The sequence below is a fragment of the Comamonas odontotermitis genome (genome assembly GCF_020080045.1).
Classification (GTDB): Bacteria; Pseudomonadota; Gammaproteobacteria; order Burkholderiales; family Burkholderiaceae_C; genus Comamonas; species Comamonas odontotermitis.
Genome location: NZ_CP083451.1, coordinates 2,904,546 through 2,929,928, shown reverse-complemented (window position 1 = coordinate 2,929,928; position 25,383 = coordinate 2,904,546). Strand labels below are relative to the sequence as shown.

The 25,383-nt window shown below is 61.0% G+C and carries 27 protein-coding genes; 12 read left to right on the top strand and 15 right to left on the bottom strand.

Features of this window, described 5'->3' with window-relative positions:
• The first annotated feature begins 28 nt into the window (after window positions 1–28).
• The 4 genes from LAD35_RS13580 to LAD35_RS13565 all read left to right on the top strand — a co-directional run bounded on the left by LAD35_RS13580 (window position 29) and on the right by LAD35_RS13565 (window position 3,809).
• A complete protein-coding gene (locus tag LAD35_RS13580; RefSeq protein WP_224149568.1) occupies window positions 29–1,222 on the top strand; it encodes an MFS transporter in 1,194 nt (397 codons plus the stop codon).
• Window positions 1,223–1,323: 101 nt separating this feature from the next.
• Window positions 1,324–2,478: an NADH:flavin oxidoreductase/NADH oxidase gene (locus LAD35_RS13575; protein ID WP_224149567.1), complete on the top strand. Its 1,155-nt coding sequence runs from the start codon at window positions 1,324–1,326 to the stop codon at window positions 2,476–2,478.
• A gap of 33 nt (window positions 2,479–2,511) precedes the next feature.
• Window positions 2,512–3,207 carry an EthD domain-containing protein gene (locus LAD35_RS13570; protein ID WP_224149566.1) on the top strand — a complete coding sequence of 232 codons (696 nt, stop codon included), beginning with the start codon at window positions 2,512–2,514 and terminating at the stop codon, window positions 3,205–3,207.
• A 242-nt stretch (window positions 3,208–3,449) separates the two neighbouring features.
• Window positions 3,450–3,809: a PRC-barrel domain-containing protein gene (locus tag LAD35_RS13565; protein ID WP_224149565.1), complete on the top strand. Its 360-nt coding sequence runs from the start codon at window positions 3,450–3,452 to the stop codon at window positions 3,807–3,809.
• Between the two features lie 245 nt (window positions 3,810–4,054).
• Here the strand turns inward: LAD35_RS13565 and LAD35_RS13560 are convergent, their stop codons facing one another.
• The gene (locus LAD35_RS13560) at window positions 4,055–4,204 is read right to left on the bottom strand and encodes a hypothetical protein (protein ID WP_224149564.1); all 150 of its coding nucleotides are present in this window, start codon (window positions 4,202–4,204) and stop codon (window positions 4,055–4,057) included.
• Between the two features lie 116 nt (window positions 4,205–4,320).
• Window positions 4,321–4,791: a CopD family protein gene (locus tag LAD35_RS13555; RefSeq protein WP_224149563.1), complete on the bottom strand. Its 471-nt coding sequence runs from the start codon at window positions 4,789–4,791 to the stop codon at window positions 4,321–4,323.
• A gap of 480 nt (window positions 4,792–5,271) precedes the next feature.
• Between LAD35_RS13555 and LAD35_RS13550 the strand changes: the two genes are divergently transcribed.
• Window positions 5,272–6,144 (top strand): FapA family protein, encoded by an 873-nt coding sequence (locus LAD35_RS13550; protein WP_224149562.1) that lies wholly within the window; start codon window positions 5,272–5,274, stop codon window positions 6,142–6,144.
• A 70-nt stretch (window positions 6,145–6,214) separates the two neighbouring features.
• Here LAD35_RS13550 and LAD35_RS13545 read toward each other — a convergent pair whose 3' ends face one another.
• Window positions 6,215–6,712, bottom strand: coding sequence for a flavodoxin family protein (locus tag LAD35_RS13545; RefSeq protein ID WP_224149561.1), 498 nt, complete (start codon window positions 6,710–6,712; stop codon window positions 6,215–6,217).
• Window positions 6,713–6,838: 126 nt separating this feature from the next.
• Here LAD35_RS13545 and LAD35_RS13540 point away from each other — a divergent pair, with 126 nt between their 5' ends.
• Window positions 6,839–7,264: a PaaI family thioesterase gene (locus tag LAD35_RS13540; RefSeq protein ID WP_224149560.1), complete on the top strand. Its 426-nt coding sequence runs from the start codon at window positions 6,839–6,841 to the stop codon at window positions 7,262–7,264.
• A 73-nt stretch (window positions 7,265–7,337) separates the two neighbouring features.
• On the opposite strand, the gene LAD35_RS13535 is transcribed toward LAD35_RS13540, so the two are convergent.
• Entirely contained in the window at window positions 7,338–8,126 is a 789-nt protein-coding gene (locus tag LAD35_RS13535; RefSeq protein ID WP_224149559.1) for an enoyl-CoA hydratase/isomerase family protein, read from the bottom strand.
• Between the two features lie 40 nt (window positions 8,127–8,166).
• The gene (locus LAD35_RS13530) at window positions 8,167–9,150 is read right to left on the bottom strand and encodes a Bug family tripartite tricarboxylate transporter substrate binding protein (protein ID WP_377780445.1); all 984 of its coding nucleotides are present in this window, start codon (window positions 9,148–9,150) and stop codon (window positions 8,167–8,169) included.
• 235 nt (window positions 9,151–9,385) lie between these two features.
• On the opposite strand from LAD35_RS13530, the gene LAD35_RS13525 reads away from it, so the two are divergent.
• On the top strand, window positions 9,386–10,180 hold the full coding sequence (locus LAD35_RS13525; protein ID WP_184707755.1) for a crotonase/enoyl-CoA hydratase family protein: 795 nt from the start codon (window positions 9,386–9,388) through the stop codon (window positions 10,178–10,180).
• Between the two features lie 305 nt (window positions 10,181–10,485).
• On the opposite strand, the gene LAD35_RS13520 is transcribed toward LAD35_RS13525, so the two are convergent.
• Window positions 10,486–11,022 carry a hypothetical protein gene (locus LAD35_RS13520; RefSeq protein ID WP_224149558.1) on the bottom strand — a complete coding sequence of 179 codons (537 nt, stop codon included), beginning with the start codon at window positions 11,020–11,022 and terminating at the stop codon, window positions 10,486–10,488.
• Between the two features lie 128 nt (window positions 11,023–11,150).
• Window positions 11,151–11,879, bottom strand: coding sequence for a transcriptional repressor LexA (gene lexA / locus LAD35_RS13515; protein WP_224149557.1), 729 nt, complete (start codon window positions 11,877–11,879; stop codon window positions 11,151–11,153).
• A gap of 115 nt (window positions 11,880–11,994) precedes the next feature.
• Between lexA and LAD35_RS13510 the strand changes: the two genes are divergently transcribed.
• The 4 genes from LAD35_RS13510 (at window position 11,995) to LAD35_RS13495 (ending at window position 18,855) form a co-directional block, all read left to right on the top strand.
• Window positions 11,995–12,993 carry an asparaginase gene (locus tag LAD35_RS13510; RefSeq protein WP_224149556.1) on the top strand — a complete coding sequence of 333 codons (999 nt, stop codon included), beginning with the start codon at window positions 11,995–11,997 and terminating at the stop codon, window positions 12,991–12,993.
• Between the two features lie 11 nt (window positions 12,994–13,004).
• Window positions 13,005–13,463 (top strand): SMU1112c/YaeR family gloxylase I-like metalloprotein, encoded by a 459-nt coding sequence (gene gloA2, locus LAD35_RS13505; protein WP_317986706.1) that lies wholly within the window; start codon window positions 13,005–13,007, stop codon window positions 13,461–13,463.
• A gap of 171 nt (window positions 13,464–13,634) precedes the next feature.
• Window positions 13,635–13,823 (top strand): hypothetical protein, encoded by a 189-nt coding sequence (locus tag LAD35_RS13500; RefSeq protein WP_224149555.1) that lies wholly within the window; start codon window positions 13,635–13,637, stop codon window positions 13,821–13,823.
• Between the two features lie 487 nt (window positions 13,824–14,310).
• Window positions 14,311–18,855, top strand: coding sequence for a beta strand repeat-containing protein (locus tag LAD35_RS13495; protein ID WP_224149554.1), 4,545 nt, complete (start codon window positions 14,311–14,313; stop codon window positions 18,853–18,855).
• 407 nt (window positions 18,856–19,262) lie between these two features.
• On the opposite strand, the gene LAD35_RS13490 is transcribed toward LAD35_RS13495, so the two are convergent.
• The 8 genes from LAD35_RS13490 to LAD35_RS13455 form a co-directional block, all read right to left on the bottom strand.
• A complete protein-coding gene (locus LAD35_RS13490) occupies window positions 19,263–19,505 on the bottom strand; it encodes a hypothetical protein (RefSeq protein ID WP_224149553.1) in 243 nt (80 codons plus the stop codon).
• Window positions 19,506–19,756: 251 nt separating this feature from the next.
• A complete protein-coding gene (adk, locus tag LAD35_RS13485; protein WP_224149552.1) occupies window positions 19,757–20,413 on the bottom strand; it encodes an adenylate kinase in 657 nt (218 codons plus the stop codon).
• A gap of 251 nt (window positions 20,414–20,664) precedes the next feature.
• Window positions 20,665–21,465 carry a 3-deoxy-manno-octulosonate cytidylyltransferase gene (kdsB, locus tag LAD35_RS13480; protein WP_224149551.1) on the bottom strand — a complete coding sequence of 267 codons (801 nt, stop codon included), beginning with the start codon at window positions 21,463–21,465 and terminating at the stop codon, window positions 20,665–20,667.
• Between the two features lie 99 nt (window positions 21,466–21,564).
• On the bottom strand, window positions 21,565–22,197 hold the full coding sequence (locus tag LAD35_RS13475) for a hypothetical protein (protein WP_224149550.1): 633 nt from the start codon (window positions 22,195–22,197) through the stop codon (window positions 21,565–21,567).
• Between the two features lie 204 nt (window positions 22,198–22,401).
• The gene (locus LAD35_RS13470; RefSeq protein ID WP_224149549.1) at window positions 22,402–22,611 is read right to left on the bottom strand and encodes a Trm112 family protein; all 210 of its coding nucleotides are present in this window, start codon (window positions 22,609–22,611) and stop codon (window positions 22,402–22,404) included.
• Window positions 22,612–22,619: 8 nt separating this feature from the next.
• On the bottom strand, window positions 22,620–23,744 hold the full coding sequence (gene lpxK, locus LAD35_RS13465; RefSeq protein ID WP_224149548.1) for a tetraacyldisaccharide 4'-kinase: 1,125 nt from the start codon (window positions 23,742–23,744) through the stop codon (window positions 22,620–22,622).
• 54 nt (window positions 23,745–23,798) lie between these two features.
• Entirely contained in the window at window positions 23,799–24,218 is a 420-nt protein-coding gene (locus LAD35_RS13460; protein ID WP_224149547.1) for an ExbD/TolR family protein, read from the bottom strand.
• Window positions 24,219–24,236: 18 nt separating this feature from the next.
• Complete coding sequence (locus LAD35_RS13455; RefSeq protein ID WP_224149546.1) at window positions 24,237–24,857, bottom strand: MotA/TolQ/ExbB proton channel family protein; 621 nt, start codon at window positions 24,855–24,857, stop codon at window positions 24,237–24,239.
• Between LAD35_RS13455 and LAD35_RS13450 the strand changes: the two genes are divergently transcribed.
• Window positions 24,847–25,149 carry a hypothetical protein gene (locus LAD35_RS13450; protein WP_224149545.1) on the top strand — a complete coding sequence of 101 codons (303 nt, stop codon included), beginning with the start codon at window positions 24,847–24,849 and terminating at the stop codon, window positions 25,147–25,149. The genes LAD35_RS13455 and LAD35_RS13450 overlap by 11 nt on opposite strands.
• Window positions 25,150–25,383 lie beyond the last annotated feature (234 nt).

The window sequence follows — 25,383 nt, the reverse complement described above, 5'->3', positions numbered from 1 at the left end:
ATCGCTCTTTACCCGTTCCGCCAGCGAAATGTCCGTGCAGAAGCCGCAATCGGCTGTGCTACCCCAAAGGCCTGCCCAGTTCTGGCTTGTGGGAAGTTGCGCGTTCACCAGCATGGCTTCCATGCGTATCTGTGATGCCATGCTGCCCGCGTTTGCCCAGGATTTTTCCGTGACGCAGGGTCGGGCTGCGGGTGCGATTTCCGCATTCGCCCTGGCTTACGGGGTGCTTCAGCTTCTTTATGGCCCCTTGGGCGATCGTTTTGGAAAAACCCGGGTTATCGGACTGGCGACCCTGGCCTGCACCGTTGGAAGCGTTCTGGCGGCCATGGCGCCGAGCATGGAGTGGCTGGTTGCCGCACGTGTGCTGTCAGGCGGTGCCGCTGCCGGAATCATTCCATTGGCCATGGCCTGGATCGGCGATACAGTGCCTTACCAGGGCCGTCAGGCTGTGCTGGCACAACTGCTGGGCGCTACCGTGTTCGGCATGATCAGTGGACAGTGGGTGGGCGGCGCTCTTGCACACGCATGGGGCTGGCGTTCTGCGTTCTGGGTACTGGCTTTGCTTTTTTGCTGTGCTGGCATGTTCCTGACCCGGCAGCTTGCGGCGGCGCAACCGAGGGTGCAAAGCACTCCAGCGGGGCTGGTGGAAGGATTCCAATCGGTGCTGCGCAACCCCTGGGCCAGGGTGGTTCTCCTGGTGACCGCGCTGGAGGGAGCGTTTGCATTCAGCGCGCTGGCATTCATTCCTAGTGACCTCCATTTGCGCTTCGGGCTGTCGATGCCTGTGGCTGGCGGGCTGGTGGCCCTGTATGGTGTTGGCGGCCTGGTGTACAGCCGTGCGGCAAAAAGAATGCTTGCGCGCTGGCGCGAGCCGGAGCTGGCAAGAGCCGGAGGCATCTGCATCGGCGTGGCATTCGCCGCCATGGCGCTGGCTCCCCATTGGAGCTTCATACCTCCTGCCTGCCTGCTGGCCGGCTTTGGGTTCTATGCACTGCACAACACATTGCAGGCCAATGCCACACAGATGGTGCCAGCAGCCCGTGGCACGGCAGTCTCGCTTTTTGCCTGCAGCCTCTTTCTCGGACAGTCTGCCGGGATTTTTGGGGCGGCCTGGGTCGTAGACCACCTGGGTGCATCTGCGGTATTTGCGGTCTGCGGAGCAGGCCTTTTCATGGTGGGTGCCGTGTTTGCCATGCTGCTTCAGCGGCAAGGCCCTCCATGAACCTGCAGTGAGCCCTCCGCGCTGCCATGGCGCCAACATGCCTGTACGGGGTACCGACACGGGCCGACATTGCCTGAAACCCAGGAGTTCTGATTCTCAAGATGACCTCTACGCTTCCTTTGCTTTTCCAGCCGCTCAGACTGCGATCGCTTGAACTCAAGAACCGTATCGTGATTTCTCCCATGTGCCAGCACGCCGCGCAGCGGGGGTGCGCCACACCCTGGCACCTGGTTCACCTGGGGAAGTTTGCCCTCGGGGGTGCGGGCCTCATTCTCACCGAAAGCACGGCGGTCGACCCGCGCGGCCGTATCGGCACTGCTGACCTGGGCCTGTGGAACGATGACCAGATTGAGCCGCTCAAGGCCGTGGTGGATTTCATCCACGCCAACGGAGCCGCCGCAGGCGTGCAGTTGGCCCATGCCGGGCGCAAGGCGGGCAGCCAGCCGCTGTGGGAGGGCGGGGCAGCGCTCAGCGAGGCAGAGATGGCCAGCGACGCCGAACCGTGGCGGCGGTTGGGGCCCAGCGCATTGGCTGCAGGGCCTGGCTGGTCCAGCCCGCAAGCCATGAGTGCGCAGGACATTGAAGACACGATCGTGCGCTTTGTCGAGGCCACCAGGCGTGCCGACAGGGCCGGGTTCGACGTGGTGGAACTGCACCTTGGCCATGGTTATCTGGTGGCGAGTTTCCTGTCTCCGAACTCGAACCTGCGTAGCGATGAATGGGGAGGAAGTCGCGATGGCCGCATGCGGCTGGCCTTGCAGCTTGCAGCGCGGGTGCGCGAGGTCTGGCCGGCTGGCAAGCCCCTGTTTTGCAGGCTTTCCGTTGTAGATGGCAGCGCCGAAGGATGGAGCCTGGATGATTCGGTGGTGTTGTCCCGTGCGCTGGCGCAACTGGGTGTGGATGTCATCGATTGCTCTTCTGGTGGCCTGACCGAAGAGACAAAGGCGCTACCCGTTCCGCGCGGATTGGGATTTCAGGTGCCGTTTTCCGAGCGCATCCGGCAAGAGGCTGCAGTACGCACCCAGGCGGTTGGCATGATCGTGGACGCGAACCAGGCTGAGGCGGTGCTCCAGGAGGGCAAGGCAGACCTCATCGCCCTGGGCCGGGAAGCTTTGTTCGATCCGTACTGGGCGCACCACGCCGCAGTTGCGCTGGGCGTGGACCCGGGCTTTCAGCGCTGGCCCGTTCGCCACGGCGTGTGGCTGGCCAAGCGCGCCCCCGGGCTTGAGAAGGCGCGTGCGCAAGCCACTCAATGACCACACCACCCATTTGACGAAAGGAGGCCATCCATGACCGTGCGTATGGGATTGATCCGCAAGAAGGCAGATTGGACGTTGGAGGATTTCGACGCCTATTGGCATGCCAGCCATGGCTCCTTGGCCCGGCGGGCGCCGCAGTTGCGGGAGTACTGGCAGAACCTGGTTCTCGACAGGCTGCAACGCGGCATTGAATTCGACAGAGGACCGTGGGAGCTGGACGGCATTTCGCAGCTTCGATTTGACGACGCCAGTCAGTCTGCGCAGGCATTCGATGGCAGCGCTCTCGCAGCCGAACTCCTCCAGGACGAGCAGTACTTTCTGGATGGTCTGCACATCGTCACCGCCGAGCCAACCGTGGTCATCGCGATACCTGCGCAACAGGATCGCTCGGCATTGTTGAAACGAATGTCGATCATCACCCGCTTGCCCTCGGTGAGCGAGGAAGACTTTCGCCGGGAGTGGACGATCCATGGCGAACTGGTACGGCGCATGGCCGGTGTGAGCGCCTATCGCCAGAACGTCATCGTGGGTCGGGAGCGCGTGAAAGGGCTGCCCTGCAGTTACGACGAATTGCCCATGGACGGTATCGTCGAGCTATGGTTCAAGGACGCGGCAACGCTCGAAGCAGCATTCAACTCCCAAGCGGGCAGGAAGACGATGGCGCATGCAAAGACCTTTCTGTCCCAAATCACCGCGTTTGTGGTGGGCGAGCGGAAAATTCTCTAGCGAAAGAGCGGCTGGAGCAGCGCCGCTCGATTCCAGTCGCCTGTTTGGAAACGTATGTTTGTGTAGCAGGTCTTGACCGTTGCGCGGCATGTCCTACCCGTGTGCAACAGGCTCGACTACCCCGCCGTGCCACACAGGCACGTAGCATGGATACCAGGGCAAAGCAATGGTTTTGACTGCAGCGGCCGCAAGGCCCGCAATGCTTTGTCTTTTGTTCAACGCTTCCCAAAAAGGAGGACAACATGGATACCGTTCACACCGCATCCAGCGTCATCTCTTCGGACAAGGTTCATGGCACGAACGTGTTCAATCCCAATGGAGAAAAGCTGGGCTCGATTGAGTCTCTGGTGCTTGACAAGCTTTCAGGCAAGGTTCGCTACGCCGTCATGGAGTTTGGTGGTTTTCTGGGCATGGGCACCGATGTCTACCCACTGCCCTGGGAAACCCTGAAGTACGACACCGACCTGGGTGGCTATGTGGTGACCTTGACGCGCGAGCAACTGGAAGGCGCGCCGCGTTATGGGCGAGAGACGACGCAGGACTACTCTGATGAATACGGCCGCAAGGTGCACGATTACTACGGCGTGCCCTGGATCTACTGATCTGACGTCCATCGCCCATTTCGGCAGAGCGCAAGCCACCTTCGGGTGGCTTTTTCATGGGTACCGCTTTCTGCGGTGTAGATCCTATTTTGATAGCGGTCTGCGCAGACCAGCCAAGCGCCCAAAGCTTGAATCAATGATTTTTGCAGTGGAGGCGCGCCCGGAAAAACGCCGCGCAAGAGGGCGCGGCGTAGGGGGACAGGCAAAGAGGTCAGGCTTTTGCAGGACGAGGGGCGCCAGCGCCTTCAATGCTTGCTGTGCTGCTGTGCCAGCACACGCCTTGCCTTCTCGAAGGTCTTGCGGATGTCCGTATTGTCTTTGTTGGTGTAACGCAGACTTTTTTCGCCCGGCTTGGCAAGCAAGGGGCGGCTTGGCATGGTGAGCATCGGTGTCATAGGGCCTCCTGAGAGAATAGGCTGCAATGCCTACTGTCACCTATCAGGAACGGCTTGCCCATCAGTATTTGCCGCAATCCGGGCTGGGACTGCACCTACAGCGTATGAAAAGGCTCTCAAAAAGGGAGTCGTAAAGTCACCACAATCACAGTGCCGAGGGCGAGGTTCAAGGCCACCCATTTGCGGATCTGGTCCATGGCCTTGCCTCCAGCCGGCCAGTCCTTGGCGTCCACGGCGGCGTTGAGCCGCTTGAACAGTGCAAATCGGATATGGCCGAACACCGCCATCATCACAAGTCCCAGCACCGCCATCACAATCCACGATACCGGCATGGGTGCCTTGGCGCCAGCCTGTGCGGCCATCTGGTGCACCAGCCCAATCATGCCCAGACCGCTGACCAGAATCAGCACGATGGCAATCAGAACGGCGGCAAAAAAGCGCTGCAGCACATCGCGCATCAGCGGCAGGCGCTGGGGCGGCGGCAACTGCGCTGCTGCAGGCCGAAGAAAGAAATGGGCGAATGCCATGCCACCCAGCCAGACGATGAGGGCGAGCAGGTGAAGCGTTTTGAGAATGATGTAAATCATAGGGGGCGGTATAGGAATAGGAGGACGGACGTTGGCCTGTATCGTACCTGCCTTGTCTGTTGAGCTGTTGATCGTTTAGTCATGCAGGCTGTCTGCAGTCCCAGGCGAAAACAGGGCGGACGAGGGCAGAACCTGTCTGGCCAAAGACCACGCTGCATCGTGCGACATGGCTGCGGGCATTTGCTGGCGCTCTGGCTGGCTGCTACCATGCGCCGCATGTTGTCTTCTGCCTCCACGCACTGCCTGCACGCGCCAGTTGCCCTGCCTGGAGGCGCCGTGCTGCGCGGGATGAATTACAAGCCCGTCGCACATTCCCCCGCCCGGCGATAACCCCACACTCATTTGCGCAAACGCAGTATCGCCGGGCTTCTATCCCGCGCGATCGCGGCTGCTCGCCTGCCAGGCGCCCGGCCATGGAACAAGCTCGTGACCACGCGCTGCGCCGTCACACGGAAGGGGAAGACCGTCATGGACCAAACCATGGAATTTACCAAGCAGTTTCTACGCTCCAAGAGCCCTTGTGCAATGGGTTTTCGCTGGTTCGTGCGCAACATCGAAGATGGCGTGAGTTACCAGAAGGCGCTGGACACCCTGGTGGCCGCTGGCCGCGTGGACGATGCGCTATGGCTGTTGAACAATTTTGGCCCCACCAATGCCGTGCTGCAACTGGACCGGCTGGAGGCCGATGCCATCGTGTTTGCCGGTAGCGTGCAGGTGCGTGGTGGCGTGGAGGTGGATGGTGCGGTGCACGTAGGCCGATCCCTGCAGGCGGGGGGAGGCGTGCGCTGTGGCCGCGATCTGGTGGTGGGTGAGGACATCCGTGCGGGTGCCAACATCTTTGCGGGGGGCAGGCTGCAGTGCGGCGGCCATCTGCGCACCGATTGGGGCGTGGATGTGCAGCAGGGCGTGACTGTCGGCGGCGATCTGCGCGTGGCCTGGGATCTGGTGGCGCATGGTGCGATCAGCGTGCGCGGCTCGGCCATGGTCGGGCAGGATGTGATTGCAAAGGGCAGCCTCCATTGCGAGAAAAACCTGCGGGTGGGCGGGCATCTGACCGGGGCGGGCCCTCTGCGCGCGGGTCATGGTATTGCAGTGGGCGGCGCGATTGAAGGGGTGTCGCATATTGATGCCGGCTGGGGTATTCGTGCGGGCGAACACATCCACGCCAGTGGCGCCATCAAGGCCGGGGAGAGCCTGGCCGCAGGTGACGCCATCTGCGCAGGCGATGGCTACGGCGTGTTTGCAGGTCTCAATGTGCAGGAGGACAGCTGGGAAGTGAGCGGCCAGGTCTGGGCGCCCAGTCCGCCCGCGCGCTTGCGCAGTGGGCTCTGGATCGGCCCCAGCCTGCTGTGAATCTGAGCGGAAACTGCCTGTAGCGCTGGATGGATGTGCGCAGGCTGCTATGGAAAATATAGAAGCCGGTTCAGAAAACGCCAAGCGCCAGGCCTGCCGCCAGTGCTGCGCCGAGTTCGCGGCAGCGCTGCAGATCGGTATCGGGAATGTGCTTGGTGGCCAATATCGCTTCGGGCGTCTGTGCATGGGTACAGATGACCAACGGCTCGGCCACCGGCTTGAGCCGCCAGCCTGTGGCGATGCGCTCGATCTGGCGCGCGGCGCCGTGGCCATCGCTGCCCGCGCACACCAGGCTTGCATAGGCACGGCCATTGATGCGATCGAGCACCGGGTAGTAACAGCGGTCAAAGAAATCCTTCATCATGCCGCTCATCGCTGCCAGATTCTCCGGCGTGGCAAACACATAGGCATTGGCGGCCAGCACATCGGAGGGCTGGGTGGCCTGCGCGTGCAGCAGGCGCACATCCACGCCGCCTTCTGCCAGAGCGCCGTCGCACGCGGCCTGCGCCATCTGGAGCGTGCCCTGGGTGAGGGTGTGGTAGACGATGAGCAATTGCGGAGCAGCCATGGCGCAAGCATAGCGGCAAAGCTGGCGCCGGCATGGCCCGTGCCTTGTCATGTGCACGACGCGGTGTTGCCGTCTGCGTGGTAGCGCATGGTAGATTGGCCCTCTCATTCCTTCGGACCGACTTCCATGAGCGAAATGTTTGACCGCGTTGCCGCCAGTTTTCATGCCCAGGGGCTGATGCACACCCTGGGGGCCAGTCTTCGGCAGGTGAGCGATGGGGAGGTGCAGATTGCGTTGCCCTATAGCAAGGCCCTGTCGCAGCAGCACGGTTTCTTGCATGCGGGTGCCGTGACCAGTGTGGTTGACAGCGCCGCTGGCTACGCGGCGCTCACCAAGGCGCCTGCGGGGTACGAGGTGGTCACCGCCGAATTCAAGATCAATCTGCTGCGCCCGGCCATTGGCGAGCACTTTGTGGCGGTGGGCAAGGTGCAGAACGCTGGCAAGCTGCTGACCGTGTGCACCGGCGAATTGCTCGCCTACACCGCAGACATCGACGCCGCTCCCAAGGTGGTGGCGCTGATGCAGGCAACCATCGTGAACGTGAAATACTGAGCTCGATAGAAAAAAGGCTGCTGGTGCTTATCTGTCAAACGCCAGTAGCTATTGTTTTCATAGTGATTGAGGCTCAATCCTGCCACTGGTACAGCGCGGGCTGTTTGCTGACAAAGCGCTGGATGGCCTCCTGGTGAAAGGCGCTTTCGCGGCACAGTGTCTGGGCCAGCGCCTCCTGCTGGAACACCTCGGCGCGCTGGCTTTCAAAGGCATGGTTCATCACGCGCTTGGTGTAGCCAATGGCTTCGGTAGGTGCACTGGCAAAGCGCTCCGCAAAGGCAATGGCATCGGCCAGCACATCCTCGCTCGTCACCCGGTAGGCCATGCCCAGTTGCCGCGCCTCTTCGGCACCCACCACGCGGGCGGTAAAGGCCAGTTCCTTGGCGGTCTGCAAGCCCACCAGGCGCGGCAGCAGATGCATGGCGCCCAGGTCCGGCACGAAACCGATCTTGGCAAATACGCAGCAGAACTTGGCGCTGGGCGCAGCCAGCACGAAATCGCCTGCCAGGGCCAGCGACAGGCCCGCACCAAAGGCGCTGCCCTGCACGGCGGTGATGACCGGTTTTTCCAGATCGAGCAGCTCGTCAAACCAGCGGTGCAGGCCCAGCATGCGGTTGCGGCTGTCAAACACATCCTGCTTGCCAGCCACCGTGGCCTGCATGCTCTTGATATCGCCACCCGCGCAGAAATGGCCACCTGCGCCGGTCAGCACCACGGCCTTGATGGCGCGGTCGTCACGGATCTGGGGTACGAGGCGGGTGAACTCTTCGCGCATGCTCTGGTCAAGCGCATTGCGGGCTTCGGGGCGGTTCATGGTCAGCACGGCAGTACTGCCGTGCATGGTGAGGGTCAAGGATGTCATGGCGTGGCTTGGAGAGAAAAAACGGCTGCGGTGTGCAGGCTCATTCCGCCTTGATGTCGAGGCGCTTGGCAACGGGAATCCAGCGCTCGCGCTCGGCGGTGATGAACTGGCCCCATTCTGTGGCGCTTCCGGCAATCGGCTGGGCACCTATGCGACGCAGCTTCTCCTGCACATCGGGCTTGGCGAGCGACTGGTTGACAGCCTGGTTCATCCGGTCGATGGCGGCCTGCGGTGTGCCCTGGCGTGCCACCAGGCCGAACCAGGCACTTGCCTCGGTGCCCGCAAAGCCCAGCTCGGCCAGTGTGGGCACATTCGGTATCTGCGGAAACCGCTGGTTATCCAGCACCGCCAGCGGCACAATGCGGCCGCTGATGGCCTGCTGCATCGACGAGGGTAGGGCGTCGAACATGATGTCCACATTGCCGCCCATCATGCTGGTGATGGCCGGGGCGCTGCCCGCAAACGGCACATGCGTTACCTTGAAGCCCATGCGGTCGCTGGCAAATTCGCCTGCCAGATGGGTGATGTTGCCGCTGCTGGCCGATCCCATCGTGAGCGTCTTTCCCTCCTTTTGCGCCTGCTGGGCCCTGGCGATCAAACCCTTGGCGTCCTGCACACCCAGATCCTTGCGGGTGACGAGCAGCAGTGGCGCCTTGCCCAGGCCCGCTACCGGCACAAAATCCTTGGCGGGGTCGTAGTTCATCTTGGCGTAGATGGCGCTGTTGATGACGAGTGGGGCGTTCGATCCGACGAAAAACGTCTGGCCATCGGCGGGGGCGCGCAGTACGGTTTCTGCAGCAATCATGCCTGCGGCGCCACCCTTGTTTTCGATGACGATAGCCTGGCCGCTGGCCTGCCCCACGTCCTGGGCCACAATGCGGGCAATCTGGTCGGCAGCGCCGCCAGCGGGGTAGGGCACCACCCAGCGCAGCGGGGCATCGGCGGCCTGGCTGTGCAGCGCCGTTGCGGCAATGGCAGCGCCTGCCGCAAAGCAGAAAGCGCGGTGCAGAAAATGGCGCCGCAAACGGCTCCGAAAATGGTTGTTGGGCACGATGTTTGTCTCCTGTCTGCTATGCATGATGTAGCGCTGGCAGTGGTCTGCTCTTTTGGTGGTGAAGGCCGCAGCGGCTACTGCACCTGCAACCACACTAGGTCGTTTTGTCAGTCGCGTCCAATATCAAATTGCTCTCAGCTGATATGTAATGCAACAGTGGCTTTGCCCGTATGCTTGCTGGCAAACGATGCATGAGGAGCAAGCCATGAGCGCATTCTTGAAGTACGAACAATCCGGCCATGTGGTCACCCTGACCATGTGCCAACCCGAGCGCCGCAACCCGCTGACCGGTAACACGGCGGTGGAGGAGTTTCTCGCCGCCATCGAGAAAATCCGTGCCGACAGCACGGTGCGTGCCGTGATCCTGACGGGCGAGGGCCCGGCATTCTCGTCTGGTGGTGATATCAAGACCATGCAGGAGCAGTCGTTTGGCGACGTGGACGGTATGCGCATCCGCGAGGACTACCGCCAGGGCATCCAGCGCCTGCCGCTGGCGCTGTTCAATCTGGAGGTGCCGACGATTGCCGCCGTGAACGGCCCTGCTGTGGGCGCGGGCCTTGATCTGACCTGCATGTGCGACCTGCGTGTGGCGTCGGACAAGGCCAAGTTTGCCGAGAGCTTTGTGAAGGTGGGCATCATTCCGGGCGACGGTGGCGCCTGGCTGCTGCCGCGCGTGATCGGCATGTCGCGTGCAGCCGAGTTGTCGCTGACCGGCCGCATGATCGACGCTGCTACCGCGCTGCAATGGGGACTGGTGTCACAGGTGGTACCGCATGACGAACTGATGCCTGCTGCCCGCGCGCTGGCGGAGGAAATTGCCGCCAACCCGCCGCAGGTCACCCGCATGACGAAAAAGCTCATGCGCGAAGGCATGCACCAAAGCCTGGCATCCATTCTGGAGCTGTCGGCCGCCTACCAGGCGCTGGCCCACCAGACCGCAGATCACCGCGAAGCGGTCAGCGCCTTTCTGGAAAAGCGCAAGCCGGATTTCAAGGGTTGAAGCAGCCCGGCAAATGCAATACGCAATACCGGGCACAGCAAATTAAGCAGGAATAGCAAACAGATGGCCGCTCAATGCGGCCATCTGCGCTGCCGTCTACATTCTTGGGTATAGAGCGACTGAACGGCGTGCAGCCAGAGCTTGTGGCCTGGCCGCAGAGCCGGTTATGCAGCAATTTCGAAACCGGCTTCATGTGCGGGGTGGCCGCACGCCATGCAGCGCAAGCGAACGCAACTCCGCCAGCAGGCTTTTCGTGTCGCGGTTGGTCTGCGTTTGGCAGGCTCCTGGGTGCTGTGCAACGCCTCTCAGCAGTGCTGGCGCTCCAGCCGTTCCAGTCGCTCCAATTCTGCGCAGATATCAGCCATAGAGCCGGTCATCGCCCAGCGCATGCCACGCTCGCGCTGCAGGCTGGCAGGCTTGGCCCAGTAGCGTTTGATGGAGGCATCATTGGCGGCCTGGGCGCTGCAGCGTTGCACCGACAGAAAGATATCGCTGGCGGCCTCTGCGGTTGTCTGGGTGCGGCGACGGCTGGCGGGTTTGCGCGGCAGGCGGATACGGTCAATAGGGCGATCAACAGGGCCTTGCACCGGAGCGACAGGTTTGTCGTCCGGGGCGTCCAGCAGGCTCATCTGTCCTGTGGTGCTGCGCTGGGCGGCAGACGATGCAGACAGAAAGCAGTGCACCTGGGCTGCATGCTGGCCATCATTGGCTGCACCACGGTGGGCCTTGCGACCACGGCGCACTGGCAGAGTGGACAGGGTGCGGCTGACCATGTGGAAGATGGGCGAGCCAGCGACGAGAGAAAAGGGCGCGAGGGCGCGCAATGCTGCAGCGACGAGCATAGGGACTCCTTGTGTACGGGAACGACAGCAGGATTGCTCATGGCAGACGCCGACCTCAGGGCAGTGAGATGGTTCCCACGGCGCCCGCTACCTGAAGCTGGGTCACATTTTTACGGCAGACGTGCTGTCTACATCAGCATCGTGTTGCGTATCAAGCCAACGGCGATGCCTTCAATCTCGAAAGGCTCGCCGGGCTGCACGACGATGGGCAGGTAGTCGGGGTTTTCAGCCAGCAACTCGATCCCGTCCTTGGTGCGCTGCAGGCGCTTGACGGTGACATCGTCTCCCAGCCGGGCCACGATGATCTGGCCGTTTCGCGCTTCGCGTGTGGATTTGACAGCGAGCAGGTCGCCATCCATGATGCCTGCATCACGCATGGACATGCCGCGCACCTTGAGCAGGTAATCGGGCTGTTGTTGGAACAGGCTGCCTTCCACGCTGTAGGTCTGGTCGACATGCTCCTGCGCCAGAATGGGCGAGCCTGCCGAGACCCGGCCAATCAGGGGTAGCGACAGTGGCGCCAGCTCCTGCACGATGCGGCCCACACTCGCTGCCATGCTGGAAACCCCTGCGGAGAGGCCGGCCAGCGGCGAAGAAAACCGCGTGCCGCGCGCCGCATTGATGGAGCGCACCGTGTCATTGTTGAGGCGGATGCCGCGCGAGGTACCGCTGACCAGTTCGATCACTCCCTTGCGGGCCAGGGCCTTCAAATGGTCTTCTGCCGAGTTGGCGGATTTGAAGCCCAGTTTGCTGGCGATTTCGGCACGGGTAGGGGGAGCACCGGTGCGCGAGATGGCGGTCTGGATCAGGTCCAGAATTTCTTGTTGGCGCGCGGTCAGTTTGGGGTGGTCTCGCATAAGATCTCCGTGTGATCTGTGGTGCCAGGTGCACTGCCGGTGGGCTGTGCATTCAAACACCTGTACATCAATCCAGTAACTGTATTTTTAACCAGTTTTTTCGGAGAGGCAAGCCTTGCAGCAAAAAATTTTGATCCTGGGCACTGGCGGAACCATTGCAGGTATGGCGGAAGATGCCGAGCACCCTGGTAAATACCGTGCGGCGCAGCTCTCCATCGGAGCCTTGGCGGCAGCGATCCCTGGCATTGAAAAGGCTGCTGGTGGCAGCCTGGATGCGCAGCAGCTTGCGCAAATCGATAGCAAGGACATGGACGACACGGTATGGCTGGCGCTGTTGCATGCATGCGACAAGGCACTGCACGACGATGCCGTGGCAGGCATCGTCATCACCCATGGTACGGACACGTTGGAGGAAACCGCATGGTTTCTGCACAGTTGTCTGGGGCGCCTGCCCAAGCCTGTGGTGCTGACATGCGCCATGCGACCGGCCAATGCCCTGATGCCGGACGGCCCCCAAAACCTCAAGGATGCAGTGCTTGCCGCCGCCGCACGCACTGCCGCCGGTGCGCCCTTGCTGACAGAAGTGGTTGCCATCACGGGTGGCGGCGAGTTGCACAGCGCCCAATGGCTGCAAAAAGCGCATCCACACCGGTTGATGGCCTTCTCATCGGGTGAGCAGGGGGCTATCGGCTGGGTGGGGAGTGAGGGGGTGCGCCTGCGTGACGGTCAGGTGCCCGGCGGCTTGACGACTGCCAAGGCATCTCTCGCTGTGCCCAGCTTGCCTGCGCCAGAGGCCTGGCCTTGGGTAGAAATCATCACCAGCCACGCAGGCGCGCGAGCTGCTGCTGTGGATGCCCTGCTGGCGCAGGGTGTACAAGGCCTGGTGGTGGCAACCACCGGGGACGGCACGGTGCACGAAGCGTTGCAACCGGCCCTGGCGCGTGCCCGCAGCCAGGGCGTGCCCGTGTGGCGCAGCAGCCGTTGCAGTGAAGGCGTGATCAGCGGCGGCAGGCTGCCGGTGCATGCCGACCTGGGGGCAGAGCTTGCCGTGGCACTCAACCCTTACAAAGCACGCGTCAGCCTGCAACTGGCCTTGCTGGGCGCTTTGCGTTGATAGGGTTTGCTATGAAAAAGGAAGCTGTTGGCGCTTGTTCTTTGGGCGCTGCAAGCCAATTTTCAGCAAATATCAGCAATCCTCTGGGGGCCAGCGGCCTGCACCATGTGGCCCTGATTGCATCGGACTATGCCCGCTCCAAGGCGTTCTATACCCATACCCTGGGTTGCACGGTGATTGCCGAGGAATACCGCGCTGCCCGTGATTCCTGGAAGCTGGATCTTGCCGTGCCCGGCGGCGGGCAGCTGGAGCTGTTCTCGTTTCCATCGCCGCCACCGCGCGTGTCCCGGCCCGAGGCCTGCGGCCTGCGCCACCTCGCCATTGCCGTGCAGGCGGTGAAGGCTGCGCACACTTATCTGGTTTCGCAAGGTGTGATGTGCGAAGAGATTCGTCTGGACGAGGTGACAGGCAAGCGGTTTTTCTTTTTCAGCGACCCGGATGGGTTGCCGCTGGAAGTCTATGAGAGGTGAGGGTAGGCATCGAAGCGCTAGCGTACCTACCCAGCAGACCAGGCGCACCCGCGCATAACGTTGCACCAACGATGTGTTTGCCCGCCTCAAGAGCGTGTCCTTAAGCTCTTCGTTCCACCTCAGCGATTTTGGAGGACGAGCTATCAGGCGCAGTGCATAGCCGGTAGCCTGTTGTTTGCATTCACTGCTGCGGCGCGTTCAAGGCCAGAGCAGATGGCGTCTCTGATCGTGCAGGACGAAAAAGACGTGGTCATCGGCCATGAATTGAACCTCTCACTCCCTTCAGCCTTTATGTATTGCGGATTCAGCATTCGTGTGAATCGATGGCTTCAAGCGCCGCAATCCTTGCTGGTATTTTGAGCGAATCCTCGCGGTGATTTCTTATTAATAAACTTCCTATATCAATTTTCTAATATTATTAATTTAAAAAATATTCTACATCGATAAAAATTTTAATGAATGATGGATCGGTGTTGTGAAAATTTTACCGGGGTAATTGAAGATTTATAGCGTTGAAAGTATGCAAGTATTTGGAAGATATTGATTTTTATATTTTCAAAAAAGGGGAAGTTGATTTGTTTTTCGTTTGGATTTTTTAAAATCCACACAATGTATACTAATTTTTAATTTTACTTTTTTATAAAAATATACATGAGTAATGGAAGCGCCATTATTTGAGTGTTGAAGGCATCTTGGTTTTTGCATGTTGTAGATGAAGAATCTGTGAGAATCGATTACTGGTAAATCAGGGCAAGCCTTGTTGGTATGCGGAAGCAAGGATTTGCAAGTTCAACAGCCTTCAAATGGCGTTGATAGATTGATTCGATTCTCGATTCAAGGAGGAGTAATGCAATTACCGCTTTCATCAAAACGAGCGCCCCACCGCGCCGCTTGGGCCACTGCCTGCGCCGCTTGGCTGCTGGGCTTGGCCGGGCTGGCGCCGCAGGCGCAGGCAGCGTCGGTAACGGGCGTATACGGTAGCTACGGCGGGTATTGGGCTTCGTCCGATTTGGCCCTCAACCCCATACAGCCCGATGGCAGCAATCTGCTGTTGGGTTTTACGGTAAATGGCGTCACCTATGGGACTGGCATAAACAATGCTGCCCTCACGGCCAATGGCGTAACATTTACGCCACAAGACTTCCGTGCGTTGAGCATGGCTGGTCTGACCGCATCGGACGCCACTACCTATATTGGCATTGGTAGCAATTGGGGCGGTGTAGATCAAGCTGCAGCCTATCCTGGCGGCGAGGTGCCAGCGAACTCCGGCTATCCCTGGTCATATTACCTGGATGATGGCAGCAAAGGCTTGGAGTTGGCAACCGGCATCTTCAATATACCGGATCTTCCTGGCAACGACCCGAGAGTGGCGGTCAACGGTGCGGCAATCAACCCTGCATTCATTGGCGACGGCATTCCTGACATTCTGGTCACGCAGATGGGGTTGCCAGGGTTGAGCGACACATTTGGCTTTTATGATGCGGCGGGTAATCCAGTTGGTACTCCGGTTACTGCGGCTTTTAGCACCGTCCTGCCGGTAGGGGAGCAGCAATGGGCGTTTTATGAGACATCGGGGACCGAGCACTTCACCCTCAATGGCGTGCGCGACATTCGCATGCTTGCCTTCGACTTTGCAGACCTGGGTATCACGGCTGCCAATGCCGGGCAGATTACCCGCTTCCGCCAGAATCTGTCTGGGCGCAGCGACCCTGCATTCGTTGCGTTAAATTTTACAAGTCTGCCGGTTGTACCGCCTGAGTTGGTGGTCGCCAAGGCTGCCTCGCCTATGACGGCAGGCGGCACAGGTACCTATACGCTGACAGTGGGCAACCAGTCTCTGCCGGCGCCTACCAGCGGTGCTATCACTATCACTGATACGCTGCCTGCTGGCATGACGCCTACCGCTGCTACTGGCACAAGCTGGGCGTGCTCAATTGCCGGTCAAACTGTCACTTGCACCTATGTGCTGTCCATCGCTGGCGGTGCCAGTGCGCCGCCTATCAGTATTGCGGTAAATGTGGCCCCTACCGTGGGCGCAACCGTTACCAACACGGCCACAGCCACTGGCGGCGGCGACACGGTTTGCCCGGGGGCTACCCGGTGCACAGGCACGGTAACGCACAATGTGACCGGTGGCGGTGCAATGCCTGAGTTGGCGCTCACCAAGACCGCCAGCGCCAGCTCCATGGCTGTGGGTAGTAACGGTACCTACACATTGGCGCTTGCCAACCAATCGACCCTGGTACCTACCAGCGGCACCATCACGGTAACCGATACGCTGCCCACCGGCATGCTGCCAACTGCTGCGACTGGCACGGGATGGACTTGCAATATCGCAAGCCAAACCGTCACCTGTACCTCCACGGCAGTTATTGCTGCAGGTGCAAGCGCACCGGCTATCAATATTGCGGTGACCGTGCAGCCTACCGCTAGCGCGAGCGTTACCAATACCGCGACTGTCAATGGTGGTGGCGACTCTACTTGCCCCGCAACTGCCCGTTGCAATGGCTCTAGCACTATTACAATCACAGGCCTTCCAAAACCTGAGCTGACACTCACCAAAACCGCGAGCCCCAGCCCCATGGCTGTGGGTGGTACAGGCACCTACACGCTGGCCCTGGCCAACACGGCTGCTGTGGCGGCTACCAGTGGCCTGATCACGATCGTGGACACCCTGCCTATCGGTATTGTGCCAACCACCGCCACTGGCGCGGGCTGGACTTGCAATATTGTGGGTCAGGTTGTCACCTGCTCCTCCACGGCTGTCATTGCTGCAGGTGCGAGTGCACCGAACATTGCCATTGCTGTGAGCGTGGGCTCTACCGCCGGCGAAACCGTGACGAACCGTGCCACGGCCAGCGGTGGTGGCAGCAGTTGCCCGGTTGGCCCTACCTGCACAGGTATAACCACCCACGGTGTGACTGGCGGCACTCCAGCGCCTTCATTGCTGCTGACCAAGACAGCAAGCCCCAGCCCCATGGCTGTGGGTGGCACGGGCACTTATACGCTGGCACTGGCCAACGTAGCTTCGACAACCCCTACCAATGGCACCATTACGATTACAGATACATTGCCGACCGGTATTGTGCCAACCGCTGCCGCAGGCACGGGTTGGACCTGCACCATTGCAGGCCAGACTGTGACCTGTACCACCACGCAAGTTGTCGCTGCAGGTGCGAGCGCACCGAGTATTGCCATCACTGTGACCGTGGGCCCCACGGCCAGCGAAACCGTGACGAACCGTGCTACAGCCAGCGGTGGTGGCAGCAACTGCCCGGCTGATCCAGGCTGCGAAGGTCCGACCACCCACCTTGTGACCGGCGGTAATCCTGCGCCTTCACTGGTGCTGACCAAGAATGCAAGCCCCGTCCCCATGGCTGTGGGCGGTACGGGTACCTACACGCTGTCGCTGGCCAACCGGGCTTCGGTGGCTTCCACCAGCGGCACCATCACGATCACGGACACGCTGCCTGTCGGTCTTGTGCCAACCTCTGCCACTGGCACGGGCTGGACTTGCTCCATTACTGGTCAGGATGTGACCTGTACCACGACGGCAGTCATTGCCGCAGGCGCGACTGCTCCGACCATTGCCATTGCAGTGAACGTGGGCCCCACGGCCAGCGCAACCGTGACGAACCGCGCCATAGCCAGTGGCGGTGGTGGCAATTGCCCGGCTGATGTTAACTGTGAAGGCCCAACCACCCACCGTGTGACTGGCGGTTTGCTGCCTGAGCTGACGCTGACCAAGACCGCTAGCCCCAGCCCCATGACTGTGGGTGGTACGGGTACCTACACGCTGTCGTTGGCAAACACGGCTACGGCGGCTGACACCAATGGCACGATTACGATCGTGGACACTCTGCCTGCCGGTATTGTGCCAACCGCTGCCACTGGCACGGGCTGGACTTGCACCATTGCAGGCCAGGGGGTGACCTGTACCTCTACGGCAGTCATCGCTGCAGGGGCTACTGCTCCGGCCATCAGCATTGCGGTGAGCGTGGGCCCCACGGCCAGCGCAACTGTCACCAACTCGGCAACTGCCACGGGTGGCGGTGACGACGGCTGCCCGGCTGCTACCCGCTGCACTGGCTTGTCTACCCACCGTGTGACTGGCGGTTTGTTGCCTGAATTGGCGCTCACCAAGACTTCGAGCCCCAGGCCCATGGTTGTGGGTGGTACGGGTACCTACACGCTGACTTTGGCCAATCAGGCTACGGTGGCATCCACCAGTGGCACGATCACGGTCACAGATGCAATGCCTACGGGCTTGCTGCCAACCTCTGCGACCGGCACCGGCTGGGCTTGCAACATTGCAGGCCAGACTGTGACTTGTACCACCACGCAAGTCATTGCGGCAGGAGCGAGCGCACCGGCCATTACCATTGCTGTGAATGTAGGCCCGACTGCCAGCGCAGTTGTGACCAACAACGCCACAGTGACTGGTGGTGGAGATGACAACTGCCCGGCGGCTGCCCGCTGCACTGGCACGGATCTCTCTACTGTTGATGGAGGTGCACTGCCTTCGCTCGCGTTGACCAAGGCCTCAAGCCCCAGCCCCATGGTTGTGGGTGGCACAGGTACCTACACGCTGACTTTGGCTAACCGGGCTACGGTGGCTCCGTCCAATGGCACGATCACCGTTACCGATGAAATGCCTGTTGGCCTGGTGCCTACCTCTGTCACGGGTGCTGGCTGGACTTGCTCCATTGCAGGCCAGACCGTGACCTGTACTACTACGGCAATCATTGCCGCAGGTGCGAGCGCGCCGGCCATTACCATTGCTGTGAATGTGGGCCCGACAGCCCGTGCAAACGTGACCAACCGTGCTACGGCGAGCGGTGGTGGCGGTAACTGCCCGGCTGACCCTGCCTGCACCGGCTTGGACGTTTCCACTATTACTGGTGGTGTAATGCCTGAGTTGGCTCTCACCAAGACTGCCAGCCCACTGGCTGTAGGCGGTACCGGCACTTACACGCTGGCACTGGCCAACTTGGCCAAGGTGGCTTCCACCGAGGGCACCGTCACGGTCACTGATGCAATGCCTAACGGCATCGTGCCTACCTCTGCCACGGGCACTGGCTGGACTTGCAACATTGCTGGCCAGACGGTGACCTGCACCACCACACAAGCAATTGCAGCGGGTGCCAGCGCACCTGCCATCACCATCGCTGTGGCCGTGGATGCCTCTGCCAGCGCGGTTGTGACCAATACGGCAACGGCTACCGGCGGTGGCGATAGCCTCTGCCCAGCGGCTGCACGCTGTAGCGGTAAGGTTACCTCCTCCGTGGCTGGTGGCGTGATCACGGGTGTGCCTGCCTTGGGTCTGCCTGCGCTGCTGATCATGGGCTTGGGCCTGGGTCTGCTGGGAGCCTGGCGCCGCCGTCAGGTGTAACTGAAAGCGATCTGAACCCAGTTCAGAACTGAAATAGCTACCGGTGCTTGTATTGCAAGCACCGGTAGTTTTATTTTGGCAAGCGCTTTTTGAAAGGCGCTCAAAACTGTTCACCAAGCCTGCCAGAAAGCGGATGTGCCACGAAAACGAGGCACGGGCTGCGCCAAACGAAGTGCAGATGCAGACAGGTGGGACAAGCTTCGGAGAAGGCGTGGCCCGGTTAAATGCCCATGGCTAGACAGCCAGGGACTCCTGACTAAGCGCTCTTGACCAGGCGCCCATGCAAAGCAACGGCGGATTCAGAGCCAAGCGTGCGGCTTTCGATTTGCTTGCTGATGATTTGCAGCGCGGTAATGAACAATAGGCATGGGCAGGCCAAAACTGCCCTGCCATCCCCGAGGTGGCATTTACTCCGCTTGAGAAGTGGAACGCCCATCGCGTGCGGCTGCTACCACGATGCCCACGGCGCAGGCTGCAAAAAGAACACCTGTCGGAATACCGCCAATGGTGGTCATCAACCAGCCGTAGATTTCGGAGAGCAGGCCAATGATGCGATTGCCGCTGTGCGTGCCGAGTTTGTTGCCGATGAAGGCATTGAATGACAGCACCGCAAACACCAATGCCAGAAAGGCTGTGACGATCCACTTCATGCCATTGCGTCCTTGTTATGTGAATTGAATGGGGCAGGCAGCATTTCTGCCCAGATTTACCGGAATTATTGAAACAGATAGCAATGCAAACCGGGCGGCGTCGGAGCCAGTAGCAGACCGCAGCGTAGCTGCAATCACACAGGGCAATCAAAAAAGCCACTATCAAAAAGATAGTAGCTTGCGCTTATCGCATGGATGCTGCGGGCTTAAAAATCTATGGCGCCACGTTTCGCATCGCTGGCGGCATGAAATCAGTTTTCCAATGCGGCAATGGCGCGCTGGGTGATTTCCTCGACGCTGCCCAGGCCGCTGATGGCGCGGTATTTGGGAGCGGCGGCTGGGTCCTGCTGGGCCCAGTTGCTGTAGTAATCGACCAGCGGGCGGGTCTGGTTGCTGTAGACATCGAGGCGCTTCTTGACGGTTTCTTCCTTGTCGTCGTCGCGCTGCACCAGGTCTTCGCCGGTCACATCGTCCTTGCCAGCCACCTTGGGAGGGTTGAACTTGGTGTGGTAGGTGCGGCCCGATGCAGGGTGGCTGCGGCGGCCGCTCATGCGTTCGATGATGGCATCGAACGGTACATCGATCTCCAGCACATAGTCGAGCTTGACACCGGCCGCCTTCATGGCATCTGCCTGGGGAATGGTGCGGGGAAAGCCGTCAAACAGAAAACCGTTGGCGCAGTCGGGCTGGGCGATGCGGTCCTTGACCAAGTTGATGATCAACTCGTCGCTGACCAGTTGACCTGCATCCATCACCGCCTTGGCTTGCACGCCCAGCGGGGTGCCGGCCTTGACGGCGGCACGCAGCATGTCGCCGGTGGAGATTTGGGGAATACCGTATTTTTGGCAGATGAACGCGGCTTGCGTGCCTTTGCCGGCCCCGGGCGCTCCCAACAGAATCAGTTTCATGACGGTCCTTGGAAATTAGAAAACTTGCACGGCAAAAGCGGGCCGCCAAGCCCGCTTTTACACAAAAAAACTGGGCTTGAGCATATCACGCATCAGGGGATTGTCACCAAAATGCAAGCTAATGTAGTGTCTCCGAATGTGCAATGTTACCCTGCCTTGAAACGGGTTCTCAGCATGCACCGTCTTGCTTACGAGGCGCTTGCATCCGGGGTGTCTGGTGCTGCGGGCTGTCCGCAGGGGCTTGCGCCCGATCACATCTGGGAGGCAAAGAACTGGCGTACGCGCACCAGGTCTTCGGGGGTGTCGACACCTGCTCCGGGCTGCCCCTGCGTGGTGTGCACGGCAATGCGGTAGCCGTGCCAGAGGGCGCGCAATTGTTCCAGCGCTTCGATCTGCTCGGTCGGCGCCTGGGCCAGCGTGGGAAAGAGTTGCAGGAAACTGGCACGGTAGCTGTACAGGCCCATATGGTGCAGCGGGGAGAAGCCGGGTGTACCGGTGGCATTGGGGTTCTTCCACCAGCTGGCATTGACGTGCTCGCGCCCCCAGGGGATGGGCGCCCGGCTGAAATAGGCTGCAAGGCCCTTGGCATCCAGCACCACTTTGACCACGTTGGGGTTGAGCAGCGATTCCAGATCCGCCACGGGGTGGGCCACGGTGCCCATGCTGGCTTCGGGGCGGTCGGTCAGCAGCTGTGCGACGGCATCGATCAGTCCGGGTGCGATCAATGGCTCGTCGCCCTGCACGTTGACGACGATGTCGTCCCCCGTGAGGCCGAGCCGTTGGCAGGCTTCGGCCAGCCGGTCGCTGCCACTGGGGTGGTCTGCGGATGTGGGCACGGCCTGCACGCCATGTTCCTTGCAGGCTTCCAGAATGCGTGCATCGTCGGCGGCCACCACCACGCGCTGGGCATTGCTTTGCTGCGCGCGCTGGGCCACCCGCACCACCATGGGCAGACCGCCAATATCAGCCAGAGGCTTGCCGGGCAGGCGCGATGACGCCATGCGCGAGGGAATCAGAACGGTGAAAGGCGCAGGTGTGGAGACGGTTGCCATGGTGTGCCGGGTTGGAGAGGAGCAAAACAAAAAGGGTTGCACCCGACGGATGCAACCCAGAGGCGAAAGGCCATTGTAGCGACGGAGGCAGCGCTCCTATCAGGGAATGATTGCCGGCGTGGGCGCATTGCTCGCGGGCACGCTCACGGCATCGGGTGCCAGCAGGATTTTTTCGACCGCGCGCAGCTTTTTGGCCTCGATGGCCTCGCGCAGGCGCGGCAGCAAAGCCACCAGCCCTTCATAACCCTGGGCTTTTTCCAGGGCCAGTTGCAGGCGGAAACCCTTGAGCCCGAGCTCGCTCACCAACTGGCTGGCGACTGGATAGGCTTTCATGTAGCGGTCTGTCGGGTCGCTGACCTGTGCCGGTGCAATGGTGTGGCGTGCTGCCTGCTGGCGCTCTTCAGCCAAGGAGGGCGGAGGGGCCGCAGAGGCCGGGGCAACGGGCTCATGGGCGGCACCGGGTGTTTCGGATGGATGGTTGAGCCAGCCGCCCACTTCACCCGCCTGGGCCGGGCGCAGCAGTTCCAGCAGGCCCTGTTGGATCAGCAGCTTGATATCTTCCAGCAGTTGCAGGCGGCCCGTGTTGCCGGGGAGCAGCTCAATGACCTGTTCGACGCTTTTGTTGCCATCGAACAGGATGAAAGCTGTACGCATGCGCGGAGGCAGGGCTGGGTCGCGTGCCCGTAGCGCCTCAAGGCCCTTGTCGGTCTTTTTCAGGATGAGGGTTTGCATGGCAATTCGCTGTCGGTGAAAAAGCCATCCCGCCATCAGTGGGCGGTTGGATGTGTCACGAAAATGTCAACGAATTGTGACCAACTGAAAGAAACTGTGTATTAGGGATTTTCCGGAGCCACGCTCCCGCATGGGTGCAGGCCGTTGATTGGCCTATGAAGCAGCAGTGGCAAGTGCCTGCTTACCAGGGGCGGTGAACGCGGGTCAGGCGCTTTCGCCAGGGGTTGCTGCGATGGCATCGATCTCATCGTCGGTCAGCGGGCGGGCTTCCACCTCCAGCATCACGGGAATGCCGTCGTGCACCGGGTAGGCCAGGCGGGCGCTGCGCGATACCAGCTCCTGGCGTTCGCGGTCGTAGCGCAGGGGGCCTTTGGTAACCGGGCACACCAGCAGTTCGAGCAGTTTCGGGTCCATAACGGCAATCAATCCTTCTGTGGTTGGGGTGTGTGCGGAGCGGTTGGCAAGGTCAGCAGGCGCTCATGCACGTGCTGGGCAAAGGCGGGAGCAATCGCCACCTGCAGTGGCACAGCCAGGGCCTGCGGCGCGATGTGCCACAGCTTGCCTGCGTCCTTTTCGGTGCACAGCAACACGGGCTCCTCCATTGTAGGTGCTGCACCGGCTGCTGCGGAATCTGCCAGCCCCAGCCGGGTCAGCAGTTGGGGATCGGTCAGGTCGGCATGGTCGGGCAGGGCGTCGCTGCGCGCCTGCGGCAGTCCGGCCGCATGAAGCATGGCAAAGAACTCCTGTGGGTAGGCAATGGCGGCCACTGCGTGGATGCGGCGCCCGCGCAGGCTGGCCAGGGGAATGTGGCGGCCGTCCTTGGCAATGGCGAAATCGGCCAACTGGCGCTCTACAGGCCAGGCTGCAGCACCGCTGCGCAACAGATTGGCGGGGGGGGCGCCTGCATACAGGGCGATATCGAGCGGGCGCGGCCAGGGCTCGCGCAGCGGGCCGGCCGGCAGTTGCCAGCCGTTGCCCACGCCCTGGCGGTTGAACACGGCAATCTCCAGATCTCGCGCCAGAGCCAGGTGCTGCAGACCATCGTCGCAGATGAGTACATCAATATCTTTATGTGCCGAAAGTGCTGCCTGCGCTGCATCTGCACGTTTTTTTGCTACAAAAACAGGAACAGTGGTGCGGCTGGCAATCAGCAGGGGTTCATCGCCCACCTCGCGCGGATCGCTGAGCGCGGTCACTTCCAGTGCAGCAGGGTTGCCCGAGGTGGTTCGCCCATAACCGCGCGAGATGACGGCCGGCCGCCAGCCCCTGGCCTGCAAGGCCTGCACCAACTCAATGGTGACGGGCGTCTTGCCCGAGCCGCCTGCGATCACATTGCCCACCACCACGGTCGGCACGGGCGCATGCCAGCTTTTGAGCACGCCCGCCCGGTAGAGGCTGCGGCGCAGGCCGCCCAGGCCGGCATGGATCCATGAGAGTGGCAGCAGTGCGCAAGCCAGCAGTCCCTTGCGCTGCCAAGCATCGGTGATGCGGGCAGAGAGGGGGCGGCTGGACAGGGGCTGGGATGCGTGTGGCGGGGGGGCAGTCATGCAGGCTGCATGCTAGCACTGCAGGGCTTCGTTGCTGAAGACCTGCAGCGCCGTTTATTTGCCTGCCGCCGATTGGGTGGCAAAGGTGACCTGGTTCAGGCCCACACGGCGTGCGGCCTCCATCACAGAGACGACCGCCTGGTGGGGCGCCATGGCGTCGGCGCTGATGATGATCACGCTGTCCTTGCCGGCAGTGGCAGCACTGCGCAGGGCGGCTGCCATATCGGCCACGGTCTTGCCTTCCAGAGCGGTCTTGTTGACGGCATAGCGGCCATCAGCCGCCACGGCCACAATGATTTCCTTGGGGCGGTCGCGCAACTGCTCTGCATTGGCGATGGGCAAGGTGAGCTGCAGCTCGGTGAACTTGCTGTAGGTGGTCGAGAGCATCAGAAAGATGAGGATCACCAGCAGCACATCGATGAAGGGGATCAGGTTGATCTCCGGCTCTTCCTTGGTGCGGGGGCGAAAGTTCATGCGCGGCTCCTGACGCGATCAGCCGCGGCGCAGCTTGTTCAGGTGGCGCAGGAACTGTTCAGCCGACAACTCCAGCGTCAGGAGGTAGCCATCGACGCGGCTGCGGAAATAGCGCCAGAAAATCAGCGCAGGAATGGCGACGATCAAGCCGAAGGCCGTGTTGTACAGCGCGATCGAGATACCGTGGGCCAGCAGGGTGGGGTTGTTGCCGCCGCCGCTTTGCGAGCCGAAGATTTCGATCATGCCGATCACGGTTCCCAGCAGTCCTAAAAGAGGAGCGGCTGACGCAATGGTGGCAAGCGCTGTGAGGTATTTCTCGAGGTTCTGTGCAGCACGACGGCCTGCGCTTTCCATGGTGGCGCGCAGATCGGCTTCGGAGATGCGGGGCTCGCTGTTGATGGCGCGCAAGCCGCTGGCCAGCACTTCGCCCAGGGCCGAATTCTGTCCCAACTGGTTCACCACTTCCGCGCTGGGCACGCTGGTGGAGGAGACGGAAATCGCCTCCTGCAGCAGATTGGGGGGAGCTACCTTGGCCGTCTTCAGTGCCAGAAACCGTTCAACAATCAGCGCCAGGGCCAGGATGGAGCAGGCGATCAGCGGCCAGATCGGCCAGCCTGCGGCTTGAATAATGGAAAACAAAATCTCTCTCCGCTCGTTCTTTTCAGCAATGCATTATGGCGCAACGTGGCTTGCTGTCAGCCTAAAATCATGGCGGACGCGGCCTGTAGCCAACAGGGTACGGGCATTGGTGGCGCCAGGGGCCAAGTCTTCCACAGAATGTGTGGATAACTTTGTGGGCAATCTGTCATCAGCCGGAAAAATTGCTGAAAGCACGGGGTTTTTCTTAGATTGCTTAAAAAATAAGCTGATAAAAATATATATAAATCAACTTGTTGCACCTGTATTCGGCGCTTTGCGCTACAGACTATGACGGTGAGATGACGCACCCTGGCGCTTTGCCTGCTGTGGACTACTGCCCTGGCTCCTGTGCGGAACTGGACGGCAGGTCGTCTGGACGGGGGCCGGAAGGGCGGGCATCGAAGAAGTTGCGAACAAAACCAACCGTGATGGCGTGCAATGTTGCTTTTTGGCGCTGGATGGTGGTGGCCGGGCCGATCTTTCTGTGTGGTATCGGTGAATATGCTATTGAAAATGTAGCTGTTTG

Bases quoted from the DNA above. Each gene is read 5' to 3' on its own strand.
- LAD35_RS13580 (WP_224149568.1), top strand. From the start codon at position 29: ATGTCCGTGCAGAAGCCGCAATCGGCTGTGCTACCCCAAAGGCCTGCC.
- LAD35_RS13575 (WP_224149567.1), top strand. From the start codon at position 1,324: ATGACCTCTACGCTTCCTTTGCTTTTCCAGCCGCTCAGACTGCGATCG.
- LAD35_RS13570 (WP_224149566.1), top strand. From the start codon at position 2,512: ATGACCGTGCGTATGGGATTGATCCGCAAGAAGGCAGATTGGACGTTG.
- LAD35_RS13565 (WP_224149565.1), top strand. From the start codon at position 3,450: ATGGATACCGTTCACACCGCATCCAGCGTCATCTCTTCGGACAAGGTT.
- LAD35_RS13560 (WP_224149564.1), bottom strand. From the start codon at position 4,204: ATGACACCGATGCTCACCATGCCAAGCCGCCCCTTGCTTGCCAAGCCG.
- LAD35_RS13555 (WP_224149563.1), bottom strand. From the start codon at position 4,791: ATGATTTACATCATTCTCAAAACGCTTCACCTGCTCGCCCTCATCGTC.
- LAD35_RS13550 (WP_224149562.1), top strand. From the start codon at position 5,272: ATGGAATTTACCAAGCAGTTTCTACGCTCCAAGAGCCCTTGTGCAATG.
- LAD35_RS13545 (WP_224149561.1), bottom strand. From the start codon at position 6,712: ATGGCTGCTCCGCAATTGCTCATCGTCTACCACACCCTCACCCAGGGC.
- LAD35_RS13540 (WP_224149560.1), top strand. From the start codon at position 6,839: ATGAGCGAAATGTTTGACCGCGTTGCCGCCAGTTTTCATGCCCAGGGG.
- LAD35_RS13535 (WP_224149559.1), bottom strand. From the start codon at position 8,126: ATGACATCCTTGACCCTCACCATGCACGGCAGTACTGCCGTGCTGACC.
- LAD35_RS13525 (WP_184707755.1), top strand. From the start codon at position 9,386: ATGAGCGCATTCTTGAAGTACGAACAATCCGGCCATGTGGTCACCCTG.
- LAD35_RS13520 (WP_224149558.1), bottom strand. From the start codon at position 11,022: ATGCTCGTCGCTGCAGCATTGCGCGCCCTCGCGCCCTTTTCTCTCGTC.
- lexA (WP_224149557.1), bottom strand. From the start codon at position 11,879: ATGCGAGACCACCCCAAACTGACCGCGCGCCAACAAGAAATTCTGGAC.
- gloA2 (WP_317986706.1), top strand. From the start codon at position 13,005: ATGAAAAAGGAAGCTGTTGGCGCTTGTTCTTTGGGCGCTGCAAGCCAA.
- LAD35_RS13495 (WP_224149554.1), top strand. From the start codon at position 14,311: ATGCAATTACCGCTTTCATCAAAACGAGCGCCCCACCGCGCCGCTTGG.
- LAD35_RS13490 (WP_224149553.1), bottom strand. From the start codon at position 19,505: ATGAAGTGGATCGTCACAGCCTTTCTGGCATTGGTGTTTGCGGTGCTG.
- adk (WP_224149552.1), bottom strand. From the start codon at position 20,413: ATGAAACTGATTCTGTTGGGAGCGCCCGGGGCCGGCAAAGGCACGCAA.
- kdsB (WP_224149551.1), bottom strand. From the start codon at position 21,465: ATGGCAACCGTCTCCACACCTGCGCCTTTCACCGTTCTGATTCCCTCG.
- LAD35_RS13475 (WP_224149550.1), bottom strand. From the start codon at position 22,197: ATGCAAACCCTCATCCTGAAAAAGACCGACAAGGGCCTTGAGGCGCTA.
- LAD35_RS13470 (WP_224149549.1), bottom strand. From the start codon at position 22,611: ATGGACCCGAAACTGCTCGAACTGCTGGTGTGCCCGGTTACCAAAGGC.
- lpxK (WP_224149548.1), bottom strand. From the start codon at position 23,744: ATGACTGCCCCCCCGCCACACGCATCCCAGCCCCTGTCCAGCCGCCCC.
- LAD35_RS13460 (WP_224149547.1), bottom strand. From the start codon at position 24,218: ATGAACTTTCGCCCCCGCACCAAGGAAGAGCCGGAGATCAACCTGATC.
- LAD35_RS13450 (WP_224149545.1), top strand. From the start codon at position 24,847: ATGGAAAACAAAATCTCTCTCCGCTCGTTCTTTTCAGCAATGCATTAT.